The sequence below is a fragment of the Gulosibacter sediminis genome (genome assembly GCF_023370115.1).
GTDB lineage: Bacteria > Actinomycetota > Actinomycetes > Actinomycetales > Microbacteriaceae > Gulosibacter > Gulosibacter sediminis_A.
The window spans coordinates 833,014-848,131 of sequence record NZ_CP097160.1 but is presented as its reverse complement, the minus strand read 5'-3'; the positions used below and the strand labels follow the sequence as shown (position 1 = coordinate 848,131).

Annotated in this window: 12 protein-coding genes and 2 pseudogenes; 4 read left to right on the top strand and 10 right to left on the bottom strand. The window is 65.8% G+C overall.

Features of this window, described 5'->3' with window-relative positions:
• Positions 1-18 precede the first annotated feature (18 nt).
• From M3M28_RS03835 to M3M28_RS12780, 3 genes and pseudogenes are all read left to right on the top strand, one after another.
• Positions 19-636: a TetR/AcrR family transcriptional regulator gene (locus tag M3M28_RS03835; RefSeq protein WP_249387514.1), complete on the top strand. Its 618-nt coding sequence runs from the start codon at positions 19-21 to the stop codon at positions 634-636.
• Complete coding sequence (locus M3M28_RS03830) at positions 636-2,312, top strand: MDR family MFS transporter (RefSeq protein WP_249387513.1); 1,677 nt, start codon at positions 636-638, stop codon at positions 2,310-2,312. The genes M3M28_RS03835 and M3M28_RS03830 overlap by 1 nt, the downstream gene beginning before the upstream one ends.
• Before the next feature lie 402 nt (positions 2,313-2,714).
• Positions 2,715-2,912, top strand: a pseudogene (locus tag M3M28_RS12780) (IS481 family transposase); the annotation flags it as partial.
• Between the two features lie 490 nt (positions 2,913-3,402).
• Here M3M28_RS12780 and M3M28_RS03820 read toward each other — a convergent pair.
• The 5 genes from M3M28_RS03820 to M3M28_RS03800 all read right to left on the bottom strand — a co-directional run bounded on the left by M3M28_RS03820 (position 3,403) and on the right by M3M28_RS03800 (position 8,178).
• Positions 3,403-4,158, bottom strand: coding sequence for a TatD family hydrolase (locus tag M3M28_RS03820; RefSeq protein WP_249387511.1), 756 nt, complete (start codon positions 4,156-4,158; stop codon positions 3,403-3,405).
• 172 nt (positions 4,159-4,330) lie between these two features.
• Positions 4,331-5,239 (bottom strand): NADP-dependent oxidoreductase, encoded by a 909-nt coding sequence (locus tag M3M28_RS03815; protein WP_249387510.1) that lies wholly within the window; start codon positions 5,237-5,239, stop codon positions 4,331-4,333.
• 64 nt (positions 5,240-5,303) lie between these two features.
• Positions 5,304-5,729, bottom strand: coding sequence for a cupin domain-containing protein (locus tag M3M28_RS03810; RefSeq protein WP_123575383.1), 426 nt, complete (start codon positions 5,727-5,729; stop codon positions 5,304-5,306).
• 126 nt (positions 5,730-5,855) lie between these two features.
• Complete coding sequence (locus M3M28_RS03805) at positions 5,856-7,856, bottom strand: heavy metal translocating P-type ATPase (RefSeq protein WP_249387509.1); 2,001 nt, start codon at positions 7,854-7,856, stop codon at positions 5,856-5,858.
• An 88-nt stretch (positions 7,857-7,944) separates the two neighbouring features.
• Entirely contained in the window at positions 7,945-8,178 is a 234-nt protein-coding gene (locus M3M28_RS03800; protein ID WP_249387508.1) for a heavy-metal-associated domain-containing protein, read from the bottom strand.
• A 161-nt stretch (positions 8,179-8,339) separates the two neighbouring features.
• Between M3M28_RS03800 and M3M28_RS03795 the strand changes: the two genes are divergently transcribed.
• Entirely contained in the window at positions 8,340-9,023 is a 684-nt protein-coding gene (locus M3M28_RS03795) for a Crp/Fnr family transcriptional regulator (protein ID WP_249387507.1), read from the top strand.
• 132 nt (positions 9,024-9,155) lie between these two features.
• Here M3M28_RS03795 and M3M28_RS03790 read toward each other — a convergent pair.
• The 5 genes and pseudogenes from M3M28_RS03790 to M3M28_RS03770 form a co-directional block, all read right to left on the bottom strand.
• Positions 9,156-10,326: pseudogene (locus M3M28_RS03790) on the bottom strand (IS3 family transposase).
• A gap of 5 nt (positions 10,327-10,331) precedes the next feature.
• Positions 10,332-10,601 (bottom strand): cation transporter, encoded by a 270-nt coding sequence (locus tag M3M28_RS03785; protein ID WP_249387506.1) that lies wholly within the window; start codon positions 10,599-10,601, stop codon positions 10,332-10,334.
• Positions 10,594-13,050 carry a phosphoketolase family protein gene (locus tag M3M28_RS03780; protein WP_249387505.1) on the bottom strand — a complete coding sequence of 819 codons (2,457 nt, stop codon included), beginning with the start codon at positions 13,048-13,050 and terminating at the stop codon, positions 10,594-10,596. Before M3M28_RS03780 ends, M3M28_RS03785 begins: the two co-directional genes overlap by 8 nt.
• A 90-nt stretch (positions 13,051-13,140) precedes the next feature.
• Positions 13,141-14,306 (bottom strand): IS3 family transposase gene (locus M3M28_RS03775; protein ID WP_249387504.1). Its coding sequence is split into 2 segments (ribosomal slippage): positions 13,141-14,036 and positions 14,036-14,306, totalling 1,167 coding nucleotides; the frame shifts between segments, so codons are not numbered across the junction.
• Between the two features lie 64 nt (positions 14,307-14,370).
• Positions 14,371-15,117, bottom strand: coding sequence for an IS3 family transposase (locus M3M28_RS03770; RefSeq protein ID WP_249387503.1), 747 nt, complete (start codon positions 15,115-15,117; stop codon positions 14,371-14,373).
• Position 15,118: the final 1 nt, after the last annotated feature.

Sequence of the window (15,118 nt, the reverse complement as noted above, 5' to 3'; positions counted from 1 at the left end):
AGTGCAGACTTGCACTCTGTGATTGAGAGTGCAACTGACGCCCGGGAGCAGCGCAAACGCGAAACTTCCCGGGCGTTAACTTGTCATGCCCGCCAGCTGACCTCCGAACTTGGCTTCTCCGGTTTCACGATCGAAGAACTCTGTTCCTCCGTTGGCGTCTCCCGGCGCACCTTCTTCAATTACTTCGAGTGCAAAGAGAACGCGGTGCTCGGCTATGGCTTCGCCACGGCCGACCCCCGCGAACACGCGATCGGTGAGGACTTCGTTGCTGCCCGGGGCGACCTGATCGACGACTTCGTCGAGATGATCATCTCCCGGTGGGAGATCGTGAACCCCGTCGAAGACACCGAGGCGATGTTCGCGGCGATCGAAGACGAGCCTCGCCTGATCAAGGCCGCGTTCAGAGAGCTCCACAAGAACGAGCTCCGCGACGTCGAACTCATCACGCGGCGCTTGGGCGACAGCCCAGAGACGCAACTTCGAGCCGAGGTGATCGTGCACGGCATCGGCGCGCTCATCCGGCTCGCTCTCGACCAACTCATCCACCACCACTCGACCGACTCACCGCGCGAGTTGCTCCTGCAGCGAGTGCGAATCGCCCGAGCCGAATTCACCACCTCACAGAAAGCCAGCTAATGCCAACCTCCGCAGCGCAGGGCGCACCATTCCTGCTCACTCGGCGACGAATCTGGCTCATCTTCGGCGCCCTCATCGCGGGCATGCTGTTGTCGAGCCTCGACCAGACCATCGTGTCAACCGCCATGCCGACGATCGTCGGCCAGCTCGGCGGCGTCGACCACCAGGTGTGGATCACGACCGCCTACCTGCTCGCCAGCACGATCGTCATGCCGATTTACGGCAAGTTCGGCGACGTCCTCGGCCGCCGCAATCTGTTCTTGATCGCGATCGCGATCTTCACGCTTGCCTCGATTGGCTGCGCCTTCGCGGGCAACTTCTGGGCGTTCGTCATCTTCCGTGCCGCGCAAGGCCTTGGCGGCGGCGGCATGATGATCCTGTCGCAGGCCATCATCGCCGACATCGTGCCGGCGAACGAGCGAGGCAAGTTCATGGGCCCGCTCGGCGCCGTGTTCGGCCTCTCGGCCGTCGCCGGCCCGCTCCTCGGCGGCTACTTTGTCGACCACCTCACCTGGCAGTGGGCGTTCTACATCAACATCCCGATCGGCATTGCAGCGTTCGCGATCGCATACTTCGCGCTCCAGCTGCCGTCACGCAAGCCCGAGAAGCGCATCGACATTCTCGGCGTCGTGTTCATCTCAATCACAACGGTCTGCCTCATCTTCTTCGCCGACTTCGGTGGCGACACCGCCTTCGGTTGGGGCTCGCTCGCGACCTGGGCGTGGGGCGCGGGCTTCGTCGTGGCGGCAGCCGCGTTCGTCTTCACCGAGGCGCGCGCCGAAGACCCGATCATCCCGCTGAGCCTCTTCCGCAACCCCGTCTTCATCAACGCCACCGCGATCGGACTCATGCTCGGAATCGGCATGTTTGCCGCCATCGGCTTCATCCCGACGTTCCTGCAGATGGCCTCCGGAACCTCGGCCGCGGTCTCGGGCTTGCTCCTCGTGCCGATGATGGTCGGCATGATGGGCACCTCGATCGCCTCCGGCCTGCTCATCACGAAGACCGGTCGGTACAAGATCTATCCGATCCTGGGCACGGTCGTCACGGCGCTCGCGATGGTCGCGTTTACGAGCCTCACCGCGGAGACGCCGATCTGGCTCACCTGTGTGTTCCTGTTCGTCTTCGGCGTTGGCCTCGGCCTGATCATGCAGGTCGTGGTGCTCGTGGTGCAGAACGCGGTACCCGCCGACGAGATCGGGACCGCGACGAGCACGAACAACTACTTCCGTGAGGTCGGCGCGTCGCTCGGCACCGCGGTGTTCGGCACGATCTTCACCACGCGGCTCACCGAGAACCTCGTGAACGTCTTCGCTACGAGCGGGGCGTCGGCCGATGCGGCATCCCAGGCCGCCTCGACGATCGACCCGGAGACGCTCAACGCGCTTCCCGACGACGTGCGCACGGGCATCATCTCGGCCTACGCCGACGCACTTGCGCCCGTGTTCTGGTACCTGCTGCCGTTCATCGCGCTCGCGTTCATCCTCGCGCTGTTCCTCAAGCAGATCCCGCTCTCGGATCAGGCCGGGCTCGTCGCGCGCGGCGAGGCGATCGGCGGGGCCGAAGCCGAGCAGCTCGAGGCGCAGCGACACGAGAACGCGCTCGTGGATGTCGTCACCGGCCCGACCACGACACTCGAGTCGGGCGACGTCGAACCTGATCGCCTCTCTTCATAGCGTTCAATCCTGATGCGACGGCCGCTGCCGCCCGCCATACACGGGCGGCAGCGGCCTTCTTCGTGTCGCTGGCCGATCGGCACGGTTTCGATCCACCACCGCTTGTGTCCGATCCTTATGCGTTGGGTCCCTCGGCAACGCACACGAGATCGCGCTCAAGGAGTCGATCAACGAGATCTACCAAGCCGAGTGCGGGCACACGGAACTCTTCCGCGACGGCCAGCACAAGACGATCGCCATCATCGACTTCGCTACCCTGACTTGGTCAACTTGTACAACGCCCGCAGACTCCACGCTAGCCTCGGGACGGTCAGCCCCGACGCGTTCGAGCCTGCCTACTCAGCCGCGCTCAGGAGAGCGCCGCTCCCCCGCATAGCAGCGGCGCAGATCTCGGGACGGTTCGTCCTCAACTGGCTCGACGACCACGACCGATACCTGCTCTCCTGCACCGTCCACACCTCAGTCACCGGCGACGACGTCGTCCCCAGCTTCCTCGCGAACATCGAACGCCACGGCCCACCCGCGTCCACCCTCACCGACAACGGCCGCGTCTACACCACCCACCACGGCGGCGGCCGCAACGCCTTCGAATACGTCCTCGCGATCGCCGACGACACCACCGTCACCGTCACCCACCTCACCACCGGCGAAGTGCTCTCCACCCACGACATCGACCCCGACCGCGGCTACTGGAGAAACAAACAACGAGAGCCTGGCCGATGGCCAGGCTCTCGTTGAGTGACATATCCCGTGACTCATCTGGGACATATGTCCCGACTCATCACAATGGTGGACCTAGCGGGAGGCTTGTCGAAACTTGCCCCGCCGCTGGCCCGCTTGAGTTTGATGCACCGCGCGATCCGTCTTCGTGCGCGGCATGGTGTCCGTCGCGAGGAGCCTCACGTCCGACAGCAGGCAAGGGTCAGCGGTGAGGTGCTCCTTTCGGCAGAGGCTCAATACGCCGCCGGTGAGACGCTGCGCACGATAGCCACGGAAGTCGGCGTGAGTCGGCAGCGGCTAGCGTCACTGTTGCGCGAGCGAGGTGTGCGTCTTCGTCGCACCGCTCCCTCGAATGCGGAGGTTCAGGAAACTATAAGTACAAGAGCGTGTCCGCGACAGGTTCGGGTAGGCGGTCGATGGCACCGGAGCGCTCGCTGAGCGTGCGCAAGTTCCACCAGGTCGCTGCGCGAACCTCTTGTGAGCTTGTACCCCAGGCCTGACTCAGCAGTAACTCGATGCTTCCTGTGTCGGCTGGCCTGCGGGAACGCACCTTGCGTGCGGGAAAGTCGGTCTCGCACAGAACCCGGTCCCGCGGAAGTCGTCGGATCTGATCTTCGGACATTGCAGCGTTGACCGAAAAGTATGCATCGACGTCGATCGCCCGCTTGACATCGGTGTCATCTCCGTTGAACCAGTGCAGGATCGCTCCGCGCGTCTTGGCATCGGTAAGGTACTGGACGACCTCGGTTGTCGCTCCGGAGCTGTGAATGGAGACCAGCACGGGCCCGCTGCGCACGATGGTCAGTACGTCTTGGAAGATGGAGCACTGCCGAGCCCAGTCGCCTCCGCGGCGGTCCAGGCCGACCTCGCCAACTAGCGCGAAGGAACGGAGGAGGTCTTTGAACCGTTCCGGGTCCCATGCGGCGCGGGCGGTTGCGACTGCCGGATGGATACCGAGCCCCCAGATGAGCGAGTGATCGCGTCGGTTCTTGACCTGACTAGCTTCGTGGAGGCTTCGGGTCATAGCGAACACGACGGCGTCGCCGAGGGCTGTGATTTGGTCTCGGGTGACGTCGGGAGTGATGTGGACGTGGGCGTCCAGCGCCGGAAGGTCGGCGCTGGTCACGTCAGGTCGACCTTCCCGAGTTCGGCGAGTCCGCACCAATGCGGCTGACATCATCACGTGCCAGGGACGAGGTTCGCGCCCTCGTCAGCGACGACGCAGATCGGGCCATGATGGACGCGTTGCGTAAGGGCATCCGCAGTACGCAACTCGCCCCCACGCCCGGCATGGCTGATCAGCCTTCGGGAACCACGACGACCTTGCCGCCGGCGTGCCCGGTCTCCACGGCTGCGATCGCCTGACCTGCGTCATTGAGGTCGTACTGGGTGTCCGCATGGGGGTCGACCAGCCCGTACTGGATCACCTCGGTGATCTTCCCCATGGCCTCAGTCGTACGTGCCAAGCCCCGGCCGCCCAGTTCGACCGCGGCGTCCGGATCGGCCGCGGAGATAATCCGCCCCGGATCGGCCACCAGATCGGCGACGGCACGCAGCGCGTCACCGCCGACGAGATCGACGATCAGGTCGATGCTGGAAGCGACTTCTCGCACGCGATCGGCCACGCCCGAACCGGATCCGATGAAGGCCGCACCGGTGGACTCGATCAGTTCCCGCTTGGCCACGTCGGCCACGCCGAGGACCGTGAACTCGTGTACCCGGCCGATCTGCGCGGCCATCAGCCCCACCCCGCCGCCAGCGCCCAACAAGAGCAGGGTCTGGCCTGGTTCCAGTTCGATTTGGTGGGTGGCGTCATAGGCGGTGGCTGCGGCCACCGGAATGGTGGCGGCGTCGATGAAGGAGATCTCCTCGGGCTTGGCCACAGTGGTGGAGGCGCTCAAGAGCGTGTGCTCGGCCAGTCCGCCCTGCCCGGGCGCCACCAGGCCGAGCACCTCATCGCCCACCGCGAAGCCTTCGGTCCCGCCGCCCACCGCGATGACCACGCCGGCGGCTTCACGGCCCATCGGCGCCGGCAACGACCAGGCACGACCCAGCCGGCCCTCGCGCATCTTCCAGTCGGCCGGATTCACACCGGCGGCCCGGACCTCGATGGCCAGTTCCCCGGGTCCAGGCTCCGGAATAGGCCGGTCGATCAGCTGCTGGGTTTCGGGTCCGCCGTAGTCGGTGAAGACGTAGACCTTGGACATGAATGCGATCTCCTTCTGATCTGAGCGGTGTGTCTTAGTGCCCTAGATAACGTGACGATGGGGGTCAGAGCCGAGGGGGTTCGTCCTCACCGGCGGCTTCGGCGGCGTCGGCTTCCTCCCGGGTCGCGAAGGCGGCGCCGGCAGCATGCTCCGGTGGGCTGTAGATGGTGTAGAGCACCAGCGGCTCGTCGCCGGTGTTGCGGAAGTTGTGCCGGGCTCCGGCCGGTACCGCGCATTGGTCACCGGCATCGATGGGGTGGGTGTGGCCGTTGAGATCGGCTTCGCCGGTGCCGGAGACGAAGGTCAGGATCTGGTCGGTGTGCTCGTGGACCTCGTCGCCGATCTGGCCGCCGGGCGGGATGGTCATCACCACGATCTGGGCGTGTTCACCGGTCCACAGCACCTTCCGGAAGTCGGGGTTGTCCCGGGCCACGTCCGCGATGGTGAAATGCTCGACGTTGTCTCCCAGGGTGAAGTTCTTTCCGTTCATGATTGCTCTCCTCCAGTTGCGTTTTTCGTTTTCGGTGTTCGGGTCGTTGTTGTGAATTTGTCGGTGTGTCCCGCGCCGGGAGCGGTAGCGGCTGGGTACCTGTTTGCCGCTTACGCGGGTTCGATGTCAGGCGTTGACCTGTTGCACCGCTGTTCCGGTGGTCCTCTCGCTCTTGGGCATCGTGGTGGAGCCGCGGGCGTTGCGCAGTAGTCGCATCGCGTTGGCGATGACCACCAGTACGGAGGCTTCGTGGACGAGCATGCCGATCGACATGGTCACTCCGCCGGCGAAGACGCCGGCCAGCAGCAGCACCACGGTGATCAGGGCGATCGCGATGTTCTGCCGCATGACGGACACGGTCCGCTTGGCCAATCCGATAGCTTCCGGCAGCTTGAGCAGGTTGTCGCCCATCAGGGCGATGTCCGCGGTCTCCACGGCTACGGCCGAGCCGGCCGCCCCCATCGCCACGCCGATGTTCGCGGTGGCCAGGGCCGGGGCGTCGTTGACGCCGTCGCCGACCATGGCGATCGTGTGGCCCTCTTGCTGCAGCTGCGCGACCACGTCCAGCTTGTCCTCGGGAAGCAGGGAGGCGTGGATCTCGTCGATCCCGGTCGCCTTCCCGATGGCCTCGGCCACCAGCCGGGTGTCACCGGTGAGCATGACCACCTTCTCCACGCCGGCCCGGTGCAGGCGGGCAACCATCTCGGGTGCATCCTGTCGGACCTGATCGGCGACGGCGACGACGCCGATCACCTTGTCATCGACCGCCACGATCATCGGCGTCTTGCCCTCGGCGGCCAGCGATTCCGCCGCCTGGGCGGCGCTGCCGTCATCGACAACGCCGTACTGGAGTAGTAGCGGCGGGTTACCGATCAGTACCCGCCAACCGTCGACATCGGACACGATGCCCTTGCCGGGGACCGGGGTGACCGTGCCGGGGATGCCGTGCGGGCCTACTCCCTCGGCCTGGGCGGTGTCCAGGATGGGACGGGCCAGCGGGTGTTCGGAGCCGGCCTCAGCGGCGGCAGCCCAGCGCAGCACCTCGCTGCGCTCCAACGCCGAGTCCAGGACGACGACGTCGGTCAGCTGCGGGCGTCCCTCGGTCAGGGTGCCGGTCTTGTCCACGGCGACCGCGGAGATCTTCGCCGAGGTCTCCAGGAATTCGCCGCCCTTGATCAGGATGCCGTTGCGGGCGGCGCGGCCGATGCCGGCCACGATCGCGACCGGGATGGAGATCACCAGGGCGCCGGGACAGCCGATGACCAGCAGAGTCAGGGCCAGCACCACGTCGCCGGAGATCAGTCCGGCCGCCAGGGCCAGCACCATCACCGCGGGGGTGTACCAGCCGGAGAAGCGGTCGATGAACGCCTGGGTGCGGGCCTTGGCGTCCTGGGCCTCCTCGACCCGGTGAATGATCCGGGCTAGGGTGGTATCGGCACCGATGCCGGTGGCCAGCACCTGCAGGAAACCGCCGCGGGAGACGGTGCCGGCGAAGACCTGTCCGCCCTTGGATTTTTCCACCGGGATCGATTCGCCGGTGATCGAGGCCTCATCGATGGCGCCGGTGCCCGAGACGACTCGACCGTCGACGGGGACCTTCGCGCCGTTCTTGACCAGCACGATCTCGCCCATTCTCACCTGCGCGGCAGGGACCTCCTGTTGCTGACCGTCGCGCACGACGGTCGCGGAATCCGGGGCAACAGCGACCAGTTCGGCCAGTGCCGAGCGCGTCTTGTTCAAGGTGGCAGCTTCCAGGGCGTGGCCGATGGCGAACAGGAACGTCACCGCCGCGGCCTCCCAGAAGTTGCCGATGATGACAGCGCCGATGGCCGCGACCGACACCAGCAGGTCGATGCCGATGACCTTGGCGATCAGCGCGCGAACCGCCTTGAGTACGATCCCGTAGCCGGCGACGGCGGCCGCGGCGATCATGAAGACATCCCCGAGGGTGAAGGCCGCGCTGGCATGCGCGGCGTGGGTGCCGGCGTCCAGCCACCACTGCGGGCTGACGGTGAGGTTGGCGACACCTCCGCCCAGCCACTGGAGGGCGAACGAGATGATGATGAGCACGCCGGACACGACGGGAACGGACCAGTTTCCATAGACCCATTTCTGGAGCCTGTTCACTTTCGGGTACGACCTTTCTGCGTCTTGAGCCGGCGTACCGGCAGGATGAAGGGGGAAATGTGAGCGGGCCCCGTGGGGCCCGCTGGCGTTAGAAGGCCGCGGGCGTGGCCTTGTAGCCGGCCTTCACGACGGCGGCAACAAGGTCATCCACCGAAACGCGCTCGGCGTCGTGGTCGATCTCGATGCGGGCGGAGGCGAAGTGGACCTTCACGTTCTGGACACCCTTGAGGCGGCCGACCTGCTTCTCGATCTTGGCCACGCAGGAAGGGCAGGAAAAACCTTCCGCGCGGAGGATGGTGTGGGTTGTGGTCGCGGTGGTCATTGTGGAGTCCTTCCGTCTTGGTGTTTCTTACTGACACCTTCACCGTAGGTTCGCCGTGCCGCGAACTCCTTGACATAGATCAAGTTCGCGGGGCTCCTCCCCGAGCGCCGCTGGCCCGTCCGTTACGGTCGCGTCGGGTCGGCGTGGGATAAAGTGGTGTCATGCCCGAGGATGACTTGTGCGTCACCCGCGTCCCGATCTTCCAAGGCCTCACCCGTCAGGAACAGTTGCGTGTTGCGGACTTCGCCCGCCCGGTACTCGCCGAAAAGGGGGAGATCGTCTATGCGCCCGGACAGCCGGTCTCGCGCCTGCTGGTGATGCACAGTGGGCAGCTCAAGGTCAGCCACGCGGCCGCCAATGGTCAGGAGCAGATCCTGCGAACGGTGACCGAGGGTGACGTCGTGGGTGAACGTGCCTTCCTGACGGGCCACCGTCCGAACGATCTCGCCGTCGCGCTGGAAGAGAGCAGGATGTGCGTGTTCGACCATGCCGACCTTGCAGTCCTACTTCGTGACTACCCCGACATCAGTCAGCGGATGCTGCGGACGCTCTCCGACCGCCTCTCTTCCGTCGAGCGACTGCTGGCCGCCATCACCTCCAGCGATGTCAATGCCCGTGTCGCGGCCTACCTCCTGGACTTACCTGGCACCATGCGGGACGGAGCGGCCACGGTGAGACTTCCGATGGCGAAACAGGAAATCGCGGCGTACCTCGGCACGACACCAGAGACCCTGAGTCGACGCCTTGCCGCGCTCTCTGCCTCCGGCCTTATCGAATTGCACGGGCGCCGGGAGGTCACGATTCTCGATATCGATGCGCTCGAACACGTAGCCACACCTCGATAGTCGGGTGCCGCTGCGGCGTGGCGGCCTCCTGGGCAGTATCCGGTGCAACTCGAACCCGCCCTTGACCTTCTTGCAGTGGCGTCACCTGTGTGGGCTGCTCGGGTCTGCTGAGGGTTGAGTTGAGTCCGGGGTTTATGCCGCCAGAGCGACGGCATCCATCATTATGGTCTCGAACTCGACCGGTGTCAGCTTCCCGAGCCGGCGCTGTCTCAGTTTCCGGTGATGCTTCCCCTCGATCCACGACACGATCGCGAGGCGCAGCTCCTGCCGGCTCCGCCAGGGCCGCCGGTCGAGCACGTTCTTCTGCAACAGCGAGAAGAAACTCTCCATCGCCGCGTTGTCCCCACACGCCCCGACTCTGCCCATCGACCCCTGAAGCCCATACTGTTTCAGAGCCTTCTGGAATTTCCGGCTTCGAAATTGGCCCCCACGATCAGAATGTATGATCACACCCTTCGGGTAGCCGCGCTGCAAGAGCGCATTCTCGAGCGCACGAACCGCGAGCGACGCCTTCATTCGCTTATCGATCGCGTACCCCACGATCCGGTTCGAACAGACATCCTTGATCGCGCAGAGGTAGAGCTTGCCCTCCCCGGTCCAATGCTCGGTGATGTCGGTCAACCACTTCTGGCCGAGAGCATCTGCGGTGAAATCACGCCCCACAAGATCGTCCCCCACGGGCTCCCCGGCCTTCTGATAGCGGCGTTTCCGCCTCGAGATCACGGGCTGGATGCCAGCGATCATGCACAGCCGCCACACCCGCCGCTCCGAGACCTGATAGCCAAGATCGTGGAGGTCATCGGCAAGGACCCGATACCCACCCTCGAGGTCGTCTTCGTGCAACTCCCGTAGCACCCCGATCAGATGCTGCTCTTCGGCCTCACGGGCCGACACTGGCTGCTTAAGCCACTGGTAGTACGCCTGCTCACTGAACCCCAGCACCCGGCACGCCACCGCGACCGGCACCCTGACACGGGCGCCGGCCGCAGCCATCTCACGGACTAGCGGGTAGATCATTTTGGGGGCGTGATGTGCACCTGTGACAGGTACGCTGCCGCACGGCGCAGCACCTCGTTCTCCATCTCGAGCTCACGGATACGCTTCAACGCTTGCCGCATTTCGCGCTGCTCGTCAGGATCCTTCGACGGGGTCATCCCACAGGTTTTGAATCTGGAATCTTGGATCCACGCGCCGAGCGCGGACTTCGAGATCCCAAGGTCTTTGCACACGGTTTTCTGTGCGATACCGGACTCCACCAGCGCGACAGCGCACGCTTGAGCTCCTCGCTGTACTTGATCGGCATGGCGATTATCCTTTCAGCGCTGCTCTCCCGAGCGGAGCAGTCTTGGACTCAACCAAACCCTCAGCAGACCCATACCCGCAGTCGATGACCCACTGCTGCAGGTGCGCGACCGAGGTGGTCTCGGGGTCGTAGGTGACGGTCGCGGTCTGCGAGACCGGGTTCGCGTCCACGGCGATCACCCCGGGTTGGCGGCTCAGGTGGGCTTCGGTGACGTTCTTGGAGGTCGCGCGGATCATGCCGCTGACCTGCAGGGTCACGGTTCTGGTGTCACTCATTTCGGTTCCTTCCCGATGGTGGGTCGGTGGTGTCGGGGTGGGGCCAGTGCCAGTCGGCGACGGCGGGGATGTCGGTGCCGTGCTCACGGGTGTGGGCGCGGGCATGCAGGCGGGCGTCCTGCAGCTCCTGCCGCAGCTCCGCGTGGCGGGCGGCGAGGCCCGGGACGTGGTCGAGGACGTCGATCGCCAGCCGGTACCGGTCGAGGTCGTTGAGCATGACCATGTCGAACGGGGTCGTGGTGGTGCCGCGCTCCTGGAAGCCGTGCACGTGCAGGTTCTGGTGCCCGGCGCGCTTGTAGGTGAGTCGGTGGATCAGCCACGGGTAGCCGTGGTAGGCGAAGATCACCGGCTTGTCGGGAGTGAAGATCGCATCGAACTCCCGGTCCGGGAGACCGTGCGGGTGCTGGTCCTCGGATTGCAGCCGGGTCAGGTCGACCACGTTCACCACCCGCACTCTCAGGTCGGGGATGTGCTCGCGCAGCAGCGCCGCCGCGGCGAGGGTCTCGAGGGTGGGGACGTCGCCGGCGGCGGCGAGCACCACATCCGGCTCGGTGCCTTCGGTTTCGGTGCCCGCCCACGGCAGGATCCCGAGCCCGCGGGTGCAGTGCTCGATCGCCTCGTCCATCGTCAGCCACTGCGGGGCGGGCTGCTTCCCGGCGACGACGACGTTGATGTACCCGGCCGAGCGCAGGCAGTGGTCGTAGGTGGACAGCAGCGTGTTCGCGTCGAACGGCAGGTAGACGCGGACGATGTCGGGGCTCTTGTTCAGGGCGAGGTCGATGAACCCGGGATCCTGGTGAGAGAACCCGTTGTGGTCCTGCCGCCAGACGTGGCTGGAGAGCAGGTAGTTGAAGCTCGGGATCGGGTCCCGCCACGACACCTCCCGGGCCGCTTCGAGCCATTTGGCGTGCTGGTTGAACATCGAGTCGACGATGTGGGTGAACGCCTCGTAGCAGTTGAACAGCCCATGCCGGCCGGTAAGGACGTAGCCCTCGAGCCAGCCCTGGCACTGGTGCTCGCTGAGCACCTCCATCACCCGCCCAGTCGGGGCCAGGTGCTCGTCGACGGGCTCCACGGCCGCGTTCCACTGCTTGCCGGTGGCCTGGTAGACGGGTGGGGCGAGCCGGTTGGAGGCGGTCTCGTCCGGGCCGAAGATGCGGAAGTTGTCCGGGTTGTCCCGGATCACCCCCGCCAGCCACTCGCCCAGCACGCGGGTCGCTTCCCCGGTTCCCGCACCCCGCTCGGCCGGGTCGACCGGCTGCGCGTGCTTGTGGAAGTCCGGGAGCCGCAGCGGGACGGTGAGTTGTCCGCCGTTGCCGGCCGGGTTCGCGCTCATCCGCCGATCCCCGTCCGGGGCGATCGCGACCGTGGCCGGGCGGGGGGCGCCGGTCACGTCGAACAGCTCGTGCGGGCGGTAGGACGCCAGCCAGTCCTCGAGGATCCGCAGGTGCTCGGGATTGTCGCGGACCTCGGCGAGCGGCACCTGGTGTGCCCGCCAGGTGCCCTCCACCGGCAGACCGTCGATGATCTTCGGGCAGGTCCACCCCTTCGGGCTGCGCAGCACGATCGCCGGCCACGCCGGCCGCCCCTCCAGCGTCCCGGCCGCCGCGGCGGCCTTGATGTCCGCGATCTCATCCAGCACCGCATCCAGGACCGCCGCGAACGTCGCGTGGGACTCCTGCGGGGTCTCGCCATCGAAGCCGACCGTGACGACGTGGGGGTGATGGCCGTAGCCGCGCAGCAGCGCGACCAGCTCTTCCTCGGGGATGCGGGACAGCACGGTCGGGTTGGCGATCTTGTACCCGTTCAGATGCAGGATCGGCAGCACCACCCCATCCGCGGCGGGGTTGAGGAACTTGTTACCGTGCCACGCGGTCGCCAACGGCCCGGTCTCTGCCTCCCCGTCACCGATCACGCAGGCGACCAGCAGGTCGGGGTTGTCGAACGCGGCCCCGTAGGCGTGCACCAGGGAGTAGCCCAGCTCGCCGCCCTCGTTGATCGACCCCGGCGTCTCGGGTGACGCGTGCGAGGGGATCCCGCCGGGGAAGGAGAACTGCCGGAACAACGCCCGCAGCCCCTCTTCGGTGCGGTCGATGCCCGGGTAGCGTTCGGTGTAGGTGCCGTCCAGGTAGGCGTTGGCGACCATGCCGGGTCCGCCGTGCCCGGGCCCGGTCACGTACAGGGTGTTCAGGTCGCGGTCGCGGATGGCGCGGTTCAGGTGGGCGTAGAGGAAGTTCAGGCCCGGGGTGGTGCCCCAATGGCCCAGCAGCCGCGGCTTGATGTCGTCTCGGATCAGGCGGTGGCGCAGCAGCGGGTTACCCTGCAGGTAGATCTGGCCGATGCTCAGATAGTTCGCCGCCCGCCACCACGCATCCACCGCCGCCAACTGTTCGGCGGTGGCATCGGTGGTGCGGTGCGCCCACGCGGGGGGTGCCGGTGTGGGGGTCATGGTCGGTCTCCTTCCGATCCGCGGCCGCTCGGGTCGCGCCAGGTGCGAATGACGGTGGGGGTCTGCTGAAGGTTTGGTTGAGTCCGGGGTTTATGCCGCCAGTGCGACGGCTTCCATCATTATGGTCTCGAACTCCACCGGGGTCAGTTTCCCAAGTCGTCGTTGCCGCCGCTTGCGGTGGTAGACCCCCTCGATCCACTGCACAATCGCCAGACGCAACTCAGCACGCGTGGCCCACAAGTGCCGATCCAGGACGTTCTTCTGTAACAAGCTGAAGAACGATTCCATCGCGGCGTTGTCGCCACACGCACCCACACGCCCCATCGAGCCGATCAGGTTGTACGTGTGCAGGGCCTTGACGAACTTCCGGGACCGGAACTGCGAACCGCGGTCGCTATGCACGATCACACCCTCAGGGATACCGCGATGCGCGATCGCCATCTCCAACGCGTTCACCGCGATGCGGGCCTTCATCCGCGAATCGATCGAGTACCCGACGATACGGTTCGAGTAGACGTCTTTAACTGCGCAGCAGTACAACTTCCCCTGGGCGGTCCGGTGCTCGGTAATGTCGGTCAACCACAGCTGGTTCGGACCATGCGCGGTGAACTCGCGATTCACGAGATCGTCATGCACCGGCGGCCCCGCTGTCCGATACCGGCGTTTGCGGGCCGTGATCGTCGAACGAATCCCCGCGACACGGCATAACCGCCACACACGCCGCTCGCTGAGCTGGTAACCACGCTCGGCAAGATCGTCCGACAGCACCCGATACCCGCCCTCAGGGTTGTCCTCGTGCAGTTCCCGGAGCACCTCGATCAGGTGCGTTTCCTCGACTTCACGCGCCGACACAGGCCGGCGCAGCCACTTGTAATACGCCTGCTCAGAGAACCCGAGTACCCGACACGCCACCGCGACCGGCACCCGTACAGGGGCGTCGGCCGCGGCCATCTCACGGACGAGCGGGTAGATCATTTTGGGGGCAGCAGATGCGCCTGCGACAGATACGCCGCAGCCCGCCGGAGTACCTCGTTCTCCATCTCCCGGATCCGCCGCAACGCCGCGGTCATCTCGCGACGCTCGTCAAGATCCGTCGTAGGGGTCATCCCATGCGAACGGAACCGGTCATCTCGGATCCAGGTCTGCAACGCGGTCTTCGAGATCCCCAGATCCCTGCACACCTGCCGCTGCGACGAGCCCGCAGCCACCATCGCTACAGCGTCCCGTTTGAACTCATCAGAATAGATCTTCGGCACGATAGCCATCCTTCCAGCACGACTCCTGCTTCGGAATCATGCGGTCAAGGACTCAACCAAACCTTCAGCAGACCCGCTCGGTCTTGTAGAGGTTGTTGACCGCCTCGGCGAGGGCGTTGTCATACGAGTCCCCGACGGTTCCCGTCGAGGGTGTTGCGCCAAGCTCGACGACCCGGTCGGTGTAGACCATCGACATGTAGTTCGAGCCGTGATCGGCGTGATGGATCAGCCCGTCCAGCGGGCCGTCCGCGCCCCAGGCGGCCATGTCCAGCGCTTGCAGCGGCAGCACCTCCGCGCGCAGCGTCGCCGCGACGTTCCAGCCCACGATCCGACGTGAATAGACGTCGGTGACGAACGCGACGTATGCGAAGCTCGCCCAGGTGGCCACATACGTGATGTCTGCAACCCAGAGTCGGCGCGGCGCGTCCGCACGGAACCGCCGCTGGACGAGGTCCCGCGGTAGGGCCTGCGCCTTGTCCGGCCTGGTCGTGAACACCTTCTTCGACTTGCGAACCCCACGCACTCCCGCGAGGCGCATGAATCGCTCGGTCTGGTCGCGGCCGATGTCCCACCCCTGCCGTTTCAGGAGAGCATGCATCTTCCGCCGCCCGTAGACGCCGTAGTTCTCCGCATGCAGCCTGGCGACCTCGGGCACCAGCAGCTCGTCGCGCAGCTGCCGGGCGGAGGCTACGCGGGTCTTCGCGGCGCGATACCCGCGGGACGTGATGAATCCCTGCACTGCCGGGCGCAGCGTCCGGCAGATGAGCTCGACCCCGAACCGCTCTCGATACTCGTCGATGAAGCGGATCATC